The organism is Ruegeria sp. HKCCA5763 (genome assembly GCF_013034545.1).
Taxonomy (GTDB): Bacteria; Pseudomonadota; Alphaproteobacteria; order Rhodobacterales; family Rhodobacteraceae; genus Ruegeria.
Genome location: NZ_WQGF01000005.1, coordinates 115,757 through 127,620 on the forward strand (window position 1 = coordinate 115,757; position 11,864 = coordinate 127,620).

Here is an 11,864-nt window from a genome sequence, read left to right on the forward strand (position 1 = left end):
CGGGCGGCGGGGGCAGCGCCCCCGGATCACGTCAATCGTCTGGGCGATTGAGTGAGAACAACTCGGACACGACCGAGTAATCCCGGTACCCAAGGCGTGCCAATGGTTGAAACGACGTCACATCAAACTTGCCGTCCCGGATGTGATCGTCGTGCAGGTGCACGCCAATTACTTCGCCAAATACAACTCGATTGGCTTCACCGAGTAGAGTGACGATCTGGGTGAGCTTGCATTCCAGTGCAGCAGGAGCCCCTGCAATCCGGGAACACGGAATGGTTTCGCATTCGATGGGTGACAACCCGGCATGTTCAAACTCATCAACGTCTTTCGGCAGTCCGGCCGAACTGGCGTTCATCGCGTCCCGATGCGCATGGGCCACCACGTTGACACAGAAAACGCCGGTCGCTTCGATATTGGCGATGCTGTCCTTGCCTCCGTTCTGATCGTGCTTGGTGCCGGTTGTGGCAAACATCACTTGCGGTGGCGTGTAGGCGACGCCATTGAAAAAGGAATAAGGTGCCAGATTGTTGATCCCATTTGCATCCCGGGTTGAAATCCAGCCGATTGGACGCGGTGTGATAATGGCGTTGAACGGGTTGTGCGGCAGGCCGTGGCCGTCTTTGGGGCGATAGAACATCTGATCTCCAAGCGTTTGCCCAAGGCGTAGCGAAGTGCTAGGGCGATTTCCAGCAAGGAAAAGAGGGCAGGGTGCAGCAATTCGGGATCAGGCCGGAAGAGCCAGACGATTGGTGGGAGGTTGAGGCCCTTTATGACCTGTGCTTTGCGCCGGGTCGTGAGGCTTTGTCGTCTTATCGGTTGCGCGATGATGTACCGCCGGTTGCGGGGCTGTCTTTGGTCGCGCGGGATGGTCAGGGTATTTTGGCCGGTGCAATCCGGTTCTGGCCCGTTCATGTCGGCGACCACGATGCCTTACTGCTAGGGCCGGTTGCCGTACACCCTACTCATCAGGGCGAGGGGCTGGGCGGGTATCTGATCCACGCAGGTGTTGACGCAGGGCGCACGCGCGGGTGGCAGCGGGTCATGCTGGTGGGCGATGAACCTTACTACAAACGTTTCGGATTCGCGCGTTTGAGTGGGGTCGAGATGCCGCCACCCACCAACCCTGACAGGGTTTTGGGATTGGAATTGAGACCCGGCGTATGGTCCGGGGTGCAGGGTGCAGTGACCCGTTGGAGCCGCTGACCTATTGAATCGGCGCCGCGCAACGCCGATGTTGATAGGCAGGAGGGCGTAGATGCAGAACGTGGTTCTTGTCGAAAACGTGGATGCCGAGGCCGAACTGGATCGTCTGGCGGATCACTACCGATCTGCCGGTGGTGCTGGTGTGAAACTCTTGAACAAGCTAGGCGGATCAGCCGAGTCTTTGCTTGAGCAGTTGCCGGAACCGGTGCGGCATGGCTTGACCGGAGCAACCGAGCAGGCTTTGTGGCTCGCGATGCACGCTGCACAGGGTTCGCGGCGCGCTGTCCCTGATCAGCAGCCCTGGGTGAACACAGCCGTGACCACGGCCATGGGTGCGGCTGGCGGGATGGGTGGTGTCTCGACAGCTTTGATGGAACTGCCCGCAACAACCGCCTTGCTGCTGCGCGCCATTCAAGGGGCTGCAGCCCGCGAAGGGTTCGATCCCGCTGCGGAGAATGTGAAATTCGATTGCGTGCGGGTTTTAGCCGCTTCTGGTCCTTTGTCGCATGACGATGGGGCGGATCTTGGCTTTTTTTCGGTGCGCCTGACCCTGACAGGACCGGCTATACAGCGCCTGATCGCTGCTGTTGCGCCGCGCTTTTCGATTGTTCTGGGGCAAAAGCTGGCGGCTCAGTCGGTTCCTGTACTTGGGGCTTTGGCGGGCGGCGGGACGAATTATGTTTACACGCGTTATTATCAGCAGATCGCGCGCGTGCATTTCGGTTTGCGGCGGCTGGCAATCGATGCCGATATTCCGCATGATGATCTGGTGCGGCAACTCGCGGCCCGTATGTAGATCACACTTCAGCAGACGCACCTGGCTTGGCGAAATCCACATCATGTGGTATACTTGTGGCAGCCTTCCACAAAATGAGTGTACTCGGATCTCATGTGCGAAGGGACATGGTACTGGCTGAAGGGGCCATCAAGCGATGAAGCCACGGCTGCTGCGTGTTGAACATCTCAAATCTGCGGAACAACCCGTTTTGCAGCAAGCTGCAGCGCTGTGTTACCGGATCAAGGGGAATCGCCCCGAGGTCTTGCTAATCACGACACGCAGGGCGCAACGTTGGATTATTCCCAAAGGCTGGCTTATCCCCGGCTTGTCACGGGCTGACACGGCACTGCAGGAAGCGTGGGAAGAAGCAGGTGTAGCCGGTCAGAGTTTTGGGGAGCAGGTGGGGCAGTTTCTGCACCACAAGCACCGGCTGAATCGCCCGCCTGTACCGATTCTAGTGGATGTATTCCCGGTTCTTGTGCGGTCCGTTTCGCAGGATTTCCCGGAACAGGGGATGCGAAAACGCAAGTGGTATCCGCTCAAAAAGGCGGCTTTGAAGGTTCATTCTCCGGGCCTTGCCGAACTGTTACGAGACTTTAAGCCTTACACACATTAAGATCGGGCCAGAGAGGCTTGATATTGTCATTCGGGTCGGTATCTATTCGCCAATCGATTTTTTGGACTGAACATGATTCAATACGCGTTGAAATGCAGTGAAGGCCACACGTTCGACAGTTGGTTCCAATCCGCCGAAGCCTACGACAAATTGGCTGCGGCAGGGATGGTTACCTGCGCGGTATGCGGGTGCGTGCACGTCGAAAAGGCGATCATGACACCGCGTGTCCGTCCGGCTCGAAACGCGAAACCCAAGCTTCAAGTGCCGCCTGCTGCGGATGAAAAGATCGACGTGGCCACACCTTCGCCCGAGATTGAGAAGGTTTTGTCCGAGATGCGGCGCCATGTCGAAGAGAACTCGGACTACGTGGGCAAGGACTTTGCCAGTGAAGCCCGCAAAATTCATCTGGGTGAGGCTCCGGACCGTGCAATCTATGGCGAGGCCAAGCCAGATGAGGCAAAGTCGCTGATAGAAGACGGCGTGCCTGTGGCGCCATTGCCCTTTGTACCCAGCAGAAAGACAAACTGAAACATGCACATCGTGATTACCGGTGCCAATCGCGGAATCGGCCTGGCGTTGTCCACGCGCTATAGTGACAGGGGCGACACCGTTACAGGAACCTCTCGCGATGGCAGCGCACAGCTGCGCCTTGATGTAACCGATCCCGCGCAACACGCTGCATTCGCAGAGCAATTGAGGAACCAACCCGTTGATATTCTGATCTGTAACGCGGGCGTATATTTGGACAAAGGTCACACGATCAACGACTACCCGGCCGACATGTGGGCGCAGAGCTTTGCAACCAACGTTACTGGGGTATTCCTGACGGTTCAGGCTTTGTTGCCCAATCTACAAGCGTCGCGCGGAAAGGTGGCCATCCTATCATCGCAAATGGCCTCGCATACCCGCGCACCGGGTGGCAGCTATATCTATCGCGCGTCCAAGGCGGCGGTGTTGAATTTGGGGCGCAATCTGGCGACCGACCTCAAAGACGACGGTATCGCCGTTGGAATCTATCATCCAGGTTGGGTCCAGACGGACATGGGCGGAGACGCAGCAGAAATCGACGTGGAACAGGCCGTATCGGGCCTGATCGAGCGGTTCGATGATTTGTCACTGGCCACCACAGGGTGCTTCGAAACCTATGATGGGCAGCCACACGCTTACTGAGAGCTCAGCGCAGCCTTGGGGATTTCGTAGACTTCGCCAGGATCAATATAGATCACCAACAGATCGCCGCGCGTTTCATAGGACATTTTTGAGGTCGAGCTGCTGGATTCAGGCACACCATCTTTGAAATAGATGTTACGCACCTGCCCGCCGCCTAGGCCGACTGCAAGTGTGATGTTGCCTTCGTCGTGGCGGCGCAACTCTGCATGGCAGCTTTGCAGAGGATCACCGGCGTTTGCGGCGCAAGGTACCGTGCCCAGTGCGTTTTGACCGTCGGTTCCAGCGACACTTGCGACCTGAGCCAAGGCTGGCGACGAAATTAGGGCGACGGCAAGGGCTAGGCGAAACATGAAGAACCTCTTGATATGGTTGTTGCCCGTAGGCTGACATCGCGTCTGCACAATGTAAAGCGGCCCTGCGCCGCAGGCTGGTGCCTTTTGCGCCCTTGCTCTTGGTGTGCCCCTCGCATATGAGGCACGGAACCTACAATCCAAGGCGCGGAGACTTTTGCCCCCATGCCCTTACTCGTAATGAAATTCGGCGGCACATCTGTCGCCAATCTGGACCGTATCCGCCGTGCCGCCAAGCGCATCGGCGTCGAAGTTGCCAAGGGTTATGACGTGATCGTCATCGTCTCGGCCATGTCGGGAAAAACCAACGAGCTTGTGGGCTGGGTGAATGAGACATCGCCGCTGTTTGACGCGCGTGAATACGATGCCGTTGTGTCTTCGGGTGAAAACGTCACTGCTGGGCTCATGGCTCTGACTTTGCAGGAAATGGACATCCCTGCGCGCAGCTGGCAGGGCTGGCAGGTGCCGCTGCTGACCACCAGCGCCCACAGCCAGGCCCGGATCGAGGAAATCCCGACCGAAAACCTGAACCAGAAATTCGGCGAAGGTATGAAAGTAGCGGTTGTCGCGGGTTTCCAGGGTCTCAGCCCCGAGGGCCGTATCACCACGTTGGGTCGTGGCGGCTCGGACACCACGGCCGTGGCTTTTGCAGCAGCGTTCGGTGCGGAGCGTTGTGACATCTACACAGATGTGGATGGGGTCTACACCACCGATCCGCGCATCTGCGAAAAGGCGCGCAAGCTGGACCGCATATCGTTCGAAGAGATGCTCGAACTCGCCTCGCTGGGTGCGAAAGTGCTGCAAACCCGCTCGGTCGAGCTGGCGATGCGCTATAAGGTGAAACTGCGCGTTCTTTCAAGTTTCGAAGAACAATCCGACGAGGCCGGTACTTTGGTCTGCGACGAGGAGGATATCATGGAATCCAATGTTGTGGCCGGTGTGGCCTATTCCCGTGACGAAGCCAAGATGACCGTCGTATCGGTGGCCGACCGCCCCGGTATCGCCTCGATCATCTTTACCGCGCTCAGTGATGAGGGTGTGAACGTCGACATGATCGTTCAGAACATCTCGGACGAGGGGCGCACGGACATGACGTTCTCATGCCCGACCGACCAGGTGGCCCGCGCAGAAAAAGCGCTGATGGCAATTAAGGAAGCTGGCGAGTTGAACTATGCCGAGCTGGTGGCGGACAATGACGTCTGCAAGGTTTCGGTTGTGGGAATCGGTATGCGCTCGCAGTCGGGTGTTGCGGCCAAAATGTTCAAGGTGCTCTCGGATGAGGGGATCAACATCAAGGTCATTACAACCTCTGAGATCAAAATTTCCGTTCTGGTCGACAGGAAATACATGGAACTTGCTGTTCAGGCGCTGCATGATGCCTTTGAACTGGACAAGGCGGCCTGAGCTTTTCAGCCAAGGGTTTCGCCTGACACACTAAACTGGGTGGGCCATGGCGGACGGCACCGAAACAGAATCCCGCAAGCTGCTGCGGCGGTTGCGCGAAGAGATGGCGAGCGAAGCCGCCGGTCAGGAACGTCTTGACCGGATCACTCACCTGATTGCCGACAGCATCAGGGCCGAAGTTTGCTCGATCTACCTGTTCCGCGATGATGAGACGCTGGAGCTTTGTGCAACCGAAGGTCTTTCTCCTGAATCGGTCCACAAGACGCGGATGCGTATGGGCGAGGGCCTGGTGGGGCGCGTTGCCAAATTCAGTAAGGTGGTCAATACAGCGGATGCGCCATCCGAAAAAGGGTTCCGTTATATGCCGGAAACCGGCGAGGAACGATATTCGTCGTTTCTTGGGGTCCCGGTACAGCGCCTTGGGGAAAAGCTGGGTGTTTTGGTGGTTCAGTCGCGTGAAGCGCGCGAATTTTCCGCTGACGAAGTCTATGCCTTGGAAGTGGTTGCTATGGTTTTGGCCGAAATGGCCGAGCTTGGTGCTTTTGTGGGCGAGGGTGCGGCACTGTCACCGCTTCACCAGCAATCGGTTCTACTGCGTGGTGGTCCCGCGCAGGAAGGATCCGCTGAAGGACATGTCTGGCTTCATGAGCCCCGCGTGGTCGTCACGAACCCAATAGCAGAAGACCCACACAAAGAACGCGAGCGTCTGATCGGGGCGGTAGATGAGTTGCGCGTCGGGGTCGACAAGATGCTCGAGATTTCTCGGGACGGTGACACCGAGCAGCTTAAAGTGCTTGAAGCCTATCGCATGTTTGCCAATTCCAAAGGCTGGATGCGGCGGATGGAAGAGGACATTGCCCTTGGCCTCAGCGCCGAAGCTGCGGTCGAAAAGGAACAATCGCAGGCGCGCGCGCGCATGGGGCAGGTCACGGACCCGTATCTGCGCGAACGGCTGGCGGACCTGGACGATCTCAGCAATCGCCTGCTGCGGATCCTGACCGGTCAGGGCAAGACCGACAGTTCCGATCTGCCGCCGGATCCGATTCTGATCGCGCGCAATATCGGCCCGGGTGATCTGCTGGAATATGGGCGCGCGCTGAAGGGGATTGTGCTCGAAGAGGGCTCGGTTGGCAGCCACGCCACCATCGTGGCGCGGGCGCTGGCGATCCCGCTTGTGGTGCATGTGGGTCGGATTACGACCGAAGCGTTGAACGGTGATCATATACTGGTCGATGGTGATCAGGGCGTGGTGCATTTGCGTCCTGAAGATACCGTGGTCAGCGCCTTTCGCGACAAGATCGCCATGCAGGCCAAGGCGCAGGAACGCTATGCGTCGATCCGAGAAACTCCCTGTGTCACACGGGATGGTGCGCGCATCAATCTGGTGATGAATGCGGGTCTGATGGCTGATCTGCCGTCGTTGGGCACATCAGGTGCCGAAGGCGTGGGCCTGTTCCGCACCGAGCTGCAATTCCTGATCCGAAACCAGATGCCGAAACGGTCGGAACTTGTCACCCAGTATCAGCGCGTTCTGGATGCGGCAGGGGACAAGCGGGTTGTGTTCCGCACCCTGGATATCGGGTCAGACAAGGTTCTGCCCTATATGAAGCATGTTGCTGAACCGAACCCTGCGCTGGGCTGGCGCGCTATTCGGGTGGGGCTGGATAAACGCGGGGTCATGCGGATGCAGTTGCAAGCGCTTCTGCGGGCTGCGAATGGACGACAGCTGACGATCATGTTTCCATTTGTCGCGCAGGCGGACGAGTTCCGCGAAGCCCGGTGGGAGGTGAACAAAACCATCGATCGCGAAAAACGGCTGGGTCATATCCTGCCTGAAACGCTTGAGGTTGGCGCGATGCTGGAAACCCCGTCGCTGGCCTTTGCCCCCCAGAAGTTCTTTGACGAGGTGGACTTTATCTCGATCGGCGGCAACGACCTAAAGCAGTTCTTCTTTGCTGCCGACCGTGAAAATGAACTGGTCCGGCGCCGTTACGACACGCTAAATGTCAGCTTCCTGAGTTTGATGGAGCGGATTGTTGAGCGCTGCGATATCTCGGACACTCCGCTCAGTTTCTGCGGTGAAGATGCCGGGCGCCCCGTCGAAGCGCTGTGCTTGGCGGCGATGGGCATTCGGACATTGTCGATGCGCCCTGCTTCGATTGGCCCGGTCAAAAGCCTGTTGCTGCGCTGTGATCTGTCAGAGGTACGTAAAATCATCGCCGATGCCCGGCATCGAGGTGAGCAAAGCGTACGCCCGGCTGTGATGGAATGGCTGCGCAATCAAGGATAACGCGCAAAACGCGCGGGTTTTCGGAAACTCTGCTTGATTTTTGCGTGGGGTCTTTCTAATACGCGGGCAATGTTAGCGATAACAGTCGCGGTATTGTGCAGTTTTGTACCATGCTGGGTTGGTATCGACACACTCAGAAGGAGCCCATGATGGTTTCACGTGTAATTCCGGTAGAACCATTCGACCTGGTTCTGTTCGGGGCAACCGGCGATCTGGCGCAACGCAAGATACTGCCGGGCCTGTGCCATCGTTTCGCGATTGGACAGATGCCCGAAGGCGCGCGGATCATCGGTACGGCACGATCAGAAATCGACAACGATGGGTTCCGTGATCAGGTCCGCAAGTCGATGCAGCAATTTGCACCAGACTTTTCTCCTGAGACGCTGGACCAGTTTCTGGCACATGTCGAATACGTGCCCGTGGATGCTTTGGGTGAAGCTGGGTGGTCCGGTCTCAAAAAGTTGCTGCGCGACGAGGTTGTCCGGGCTTTTTATCTGTCAGTGGGTCCAAGCCTGTTCGCTGGGATCGCGCAGCGTTTGCATGACACCGGCTTGGCCACGCCTGACAGCCGCATCGTCGTTGAAAAGCCGTTTGGTCATGATCTCGCCTCGGCCAAGGCACTTAACGAAGGTTTGCGCGCCTGTTTTGAAGAGCATCAGATTTATCGGATCGACCATTATCTGGGTAAGGAAACCGTGCAGAACCTGATGGCGCTTCGTTTTGCGAATTCGCTGTTCGAGCCGCTTTGGAATTCCACCCATATCGATCACGTACAAATCACCGTGGCCGAGACCGTGGGTGTTGAAGGGCGCGGGGCCTATTACGATCAATCCGGTGCAATGCGGGACATGATCCAGAACCATCTGGTTCAATTGCTTTGTCTGACGGCGATGGAGCCGCCTTCGAAATATGCGCCCAACGCCGTACGTGATGAAAAGGTCAAGGTGATCGAAGCGCTGGAACCGATCGAACCCAAGGATATCGCGCGCGGCCAATACCGGGCGGACAAGGGTGAGGGCGGATATGTCGATCATGTCGGCAACCCCGCCAGCCGAACCGAAAGCTTCATTGCCCTCAAGGTTCATATCGGTAACTGGCGTTGGGCGGGTGTGCCTTTCTATCTGCGCACCGGCAAACGTCTGCGCGCGCGCGAATCCGAGATCGCGGTGTTCTTCCGCGATCCGCCACATACCATTTTCCCCAATGTCGGCCCTCTGCACGGCAACGTGCTGGTGATCCGTCTGCAACCCGACGAAGGCATTACCCTGCGCACCACGATCAAGGATCCGGGGCCGGGCGGGTTCCGCCTGTCGGACGTGGCGCTGGACATGAGCTTTGCCGATGCGCTTGGGGCCGAGGCGCAAGCCCCAGATGCCTATGAGCGTCTGATCATGGATGTCATCCGAGGCGATCAAACATTGTTCATGCGCGGTGATGAGGCCGAGGCCGCCTGGGCCTGGGTCGATCCCATCATTCAGGGCTGGGAACAGCGCGGAGACCGCCCGTCCCGCTACGATCAGGGCAGTTCAGGTCCCGAAGAAGCACTGATGCTGATGCATCGCGATGGACGCCGGTGGCGTCAGATCGGAGGGTAATCATGGTAAATTCAGTTATTGCCGACGTCACAAAACGGATCATCGACCGCAGCGCCGATCTGCGCGGTCCGCATCTGGACCGAATGGAACAGGCCAAATCCAAGGGCCCGGCCCGTGCGCATCTGTCTTGCAGCGGGCAGGCCCACGCTTATGCGGGTTCGGGGGAAGACCAGCAATCGATGGCAACTGGCACGGCAGGCAATCTGGGAATTGTCACCGCCTATAACGACATGTTGTCGGCGCATCAGCCGTTTGAGCGTTATCCCGAACTGATCCGTCAGGCGATCCGCGCAGCCGGAGGCACCGCGCAGGTCGCAGGTGGAGTTCCGGCGATGTGCGATGGCGTCACGCAAGGTGAGGCCGGGATGGAACTGTCGCTGTTTTCGCGCGACGTGATCGCATTGGCGACTGGCGTAGCGCTGAGCCACAACACCTATGACGCGGCGGTGTTCCTTGGCGTTTGCGATAAGATCGTCCCCGGGCTGGTCATCGGCGCACAGGCCTTTGGCCATCTGCCTGCCGTCTTCCTGCCGGCAGGTCCGATGACCAGTGGCTTGCCGAATGACGAAAAAGCCAAGGTCCGCCAACAATTTGCCGCCGGAGAGGTCGGCCGCGAAGACCTGATGGCTGCCGAAATGGCCGCATATCACGGCCCCGGCACCTGCACTTTCTACGGAACGGCCAACACCAACCAGATGCTGATGGAGTTCATGGGCTTGCATCTGCCGGGCTCTAGCTTTGTCAATCCAAATACGCCCTTGCGTGATGCCCTGACCGAGGAAGGCGCACGCCGCGCCCTGTCGCTCAGCGCGCTGGGCAACCACTACACACCGGTCTGCCAGATTCTTGACGAACGTGCCTTTGTGAACGGCATCGTGGGTCTGATGGCCACAGGGGGATCGACCAACCTGCTGATCCACCTGATCGCTATGGCGCGGGCAGGTGGTATCGTGTTGGATTGGGAAGATTTTTCCGACATCTCTGCCGTCGTGCCTTTGGTTGCGCGGGTCTATCCCAACGGTCTGGCGGATGTGAACCACTATCACGCTGCTGGGGGGCTGGGGTATACAATCGGCACATTGCTGGACGAGGGGTTGTTGCACCCCGATACGCTGACCGTCGCGGGGCAGGGCCTCCAGAACTACACCAAAGAACCCAAGCTGCTCGATGGAGACCTCGTCTGGCAGGATGGGACTGACCGCAGCCTGAACGAAAAGATTTTACGCCCGGCCAATGATCCGTTCCAACCAACCGGAGGTCTGTCGCGCCTGACGGGCAACCTGGGCACCGGTGTCATGAAAGTTTCAGCCGTTGCCCCCGAACATCAGGTGGTCGAAGCACCTGTACGTGTGTTCCATGATCAGGATGACGTCAAAGCGGCCTTCAAGGCCGGAGAGTTCACGGATGACGTCATCGTTGTCGTGCGTTTCCAAGGCCCCAAGGCGAACGGGATGCCCGAGCTGCATTCTCTGACGCCTATCCTTTCAATTCTGCAAGGTCGGGGGCAGAAGGTGGCTCTGGTCACCGACGGTCGCATGTCCGGCGCGTCCGGCAAGGTGCCCGCGGCAATCCATGTCTGCCCTGAGGCTTTGGACGGTGGAGCCATCGCCTATCTGCAAGACGGTGACATGCTGCGCGTTGATGCGGTCAAGGGCGCGTTGAAAATCCTCACTCCCGGCGTTTTGGACCGGGCACCGGCCACCGCCGATCTTTCATCCAACCATCACGGTGTCGGTCGCGACCTCTTCGGTGCGTTCCGGCAGAACGTCGGGTCTGCCGACACAGGTGCCAGCATATTCGGAGCTTAAGACATGTCTAAAACCCAACGCACCCGCGAAATCTGCGCGCTGGCGCCCATCGTTCCGGTGCTCGTCGTCGATGATGCCGCACAGGCGCGCCCTCTGGCTGAAGCTCTGGTTGCAGGTGGTCTGCCCGCGCTGGAAGTCACTCTGCGCACTCCGGCTGCACTCGACGCGATCCGGGCAATGGCTGAGGTGCCGGGGGGCGTCGTGGGCGCAGGCACGCTGGTCACGCCCGAAGACGTCCGCGCCGCCAAGGACGCAGGTGCGCAATTCGGGGTCTCTCCGGGTGCAACCGAAACACTAATCGCGGCCTGTGAGGCCGAAGGCCTGCCGCTGCTACCAGGCGCTGCCACAGCAAGCGAAGCGATGGCCTTGCTGGAAAAGGGTTATGACATGCTGAAATTCTTTCCGGCCGAGGCGTCGGGCGGCGCACCCGCGCTCAAGGCGATTGGCGCGCCTCTGCCGCAGATCAGCTTTTGCCCGACGGGTGGTGTCTCTCCGTCTAACGCGCGCGATTACCTGTCGTTGTCCAATGTGATTTGTGCCGGTGGCAGCTGGGTCGCACCGAAACATCTTGTCGAAGCGGGCGATTGGGCTGGGATCGAGGCGCTGGCAAGCGAAGCATCCAAGCTGATGGATTGACGCCGCCAGAACCC

Annotated in this window: 12 protein-coding genes; 10 read left to right on the forward strand and 2 right to left on the reverse strand. The window is 58.7% G+C overall.

What is annotated here, in order from left to right; all coding sequences use genetic code 11:
- Window positions 1-31: 31 nt before the first annotated feature.
- Window positions 32-637, reverse strand: a complete 606-nt coding sequence (locus tag GOV89_RS10645) for a flavin reductase family protein (protein WP_171238158.1) — start codon at window positions 635-637, stop codon at window positions 32-34.
- 71 nt (window positions 638-708) lie between these two features.
- Between GOV89_RS10645 and GOV89_RS10650 the strand changes: the two genes are divergently transcribed.
- The 5 genes from GOV89_RS10650 (at window position 709) to GOV89_RS10670 (ending at window position 3,767) form a co-directional block, all read left to right on the forward strand.
- Window positions 709-1,203, forward strand: a complete 495-nt coding sequence (locus GOV89_RS10650) for a GNAT family N-acetyltransferase (protein WP_171177846.1) — start codon at window positions 709-711, stop codon at window positions 1,201-1,203.
- Between the two features lie 52 nt (window positions 1,204-1,255).
- Complete coding sequence (locus tag GOV89_RS10655; RefSeq protein ID WP_171238159.1) at window positions 1,256-1,999, forward strand: EcsC family protein; 744 nt, start codon at window positions 1,256-1,258, stop codon at window positions 1,997-1,999.
- Window positions 2,000-2,135: 136 nt separating this feature from the next.
- Entirely contained in the window at window positions 2,136-2,597 is a 462-nt protein-coding gene (locus GOV89_RS10660) for an NUDIX hydrolase (protein ID WP_171238160.1), read from the forward strand.
- 72 nt (window positions 2,598-2,669) lie between these two features.
- A complete protein-coding gene (locus GOV89_RS10665; RefSeq protein WP_171177840.1) occupies window positions 2,670-3,125 on the forward strand; it encodes a DUF1178 family protein in 456 nt (151 codons plus the stop codon).
- Between the two features lie 3 nt (window positions 3,126-3,128).
- Window positions 3,129-3,767, forward strand: a complete 639-nt coding sequence (locus GOV89_RS10670; RefSeq protein ID WP_171238161.1) for an SDR family oxidoreductase — start codon at window positions 3,129-3,131, stop codon at window positions 3,765-3,767.
- On the opposite strand, the gene GOV89_RS10675 is transcribed toward GOV89_RS10670, so the two are convergent.
- Window positions 3,761-4,117, reverse strand: coding sequence for a hypothetical protein (locus GOV89_RS10675; protein ID WP_171238162.1), 357 nt, complete (start codon window positions 4,115-4,117; stop codon window positions 3,761-3,763). The two genes, GOV89_RS10670 and GOV89_RS10675, sit on opposite strands and share 7 nt — an antisense overlap.
- Window positions 4,118-4,282: 165 nt before the next feature.
- Here GOV89_RS10675 and GOV89_RS10680 point away from each other — a divergent pair, with 165 nt between their 5' ends.
- From GOV89_RS10680 to GOV89_RS10700, 5 genes are all read left to right on the forward strand, one after another.
- Window positions 4,283-5,521: an aspartate kinase gene (locus tag GOV89_RS10680; protein WP_171177834.1), complete on the forward strand. Its 1,239-nt coding sequence runs from the start codon at window positions 4,283-4,285 to the stop codon at window positions 5,519-5,521.
- Between the two features lie 46 nt (window positions 5,522-5,567).
- Window positions 5,568-7,811 carry a phosphoenolpyruvate--protein phosphotransferase gene (gene ptsP / locus GOV89_RS10685; RefSeq protein WP_171238163.1) on the forward strand — a complete coding sequence of 748 codons (2,244 nt, stop codon included), beginning with the start codon at window positions 5,568-5,570 and terminating at the stop codon, window positions 7,809-7,811.
- A gap of 149 nt (window positions 7,812-7,960) precedes the next feature.
- Window positions 7,961-9,406: a glucose-6-phosphate dehydrogenase gene (gene zwf / locus GOV89_RS10690; RefSeq protein ID WP_171238164.1), complete on the forward strand. Its 1,446-nt coding sequence runs from the start codon at window positions 7,961-7,963 to the stop codon at window positions 9,404-9,406.
- A 2-nt stretch (window positions 9,407-9,408) separates the two neighbouring features.
- Window positions 9,409-11,214, forward strand: coding sequence for a phosphogluconate dehydratase (gene edd, locus GOV89_RS10695; RefSeq protein ID WP_216601761.1), 1,806 nt, complete (start codon window positions 9,409-9,411; stop codon window positions 11,212-11,214).
- 3 nt (window positions 11,215-11,217) lie between these two features.
- A complete protein-coding gene (locus tag GOV89_RS10700) occupies window positions 11,218-11,850 on the forward strand; it encodes a bifunctional 4-hydroxy-2-oxoglutarate aldolase/2-dehydro-3-deoxy-phosphogluconate aldolase (RefSeq protein WP_171177827.1) in 633 nt (210 codons plus the stop codon).
- Window positions 11,851-11,864: the final 14 nt, after the last annotated feature.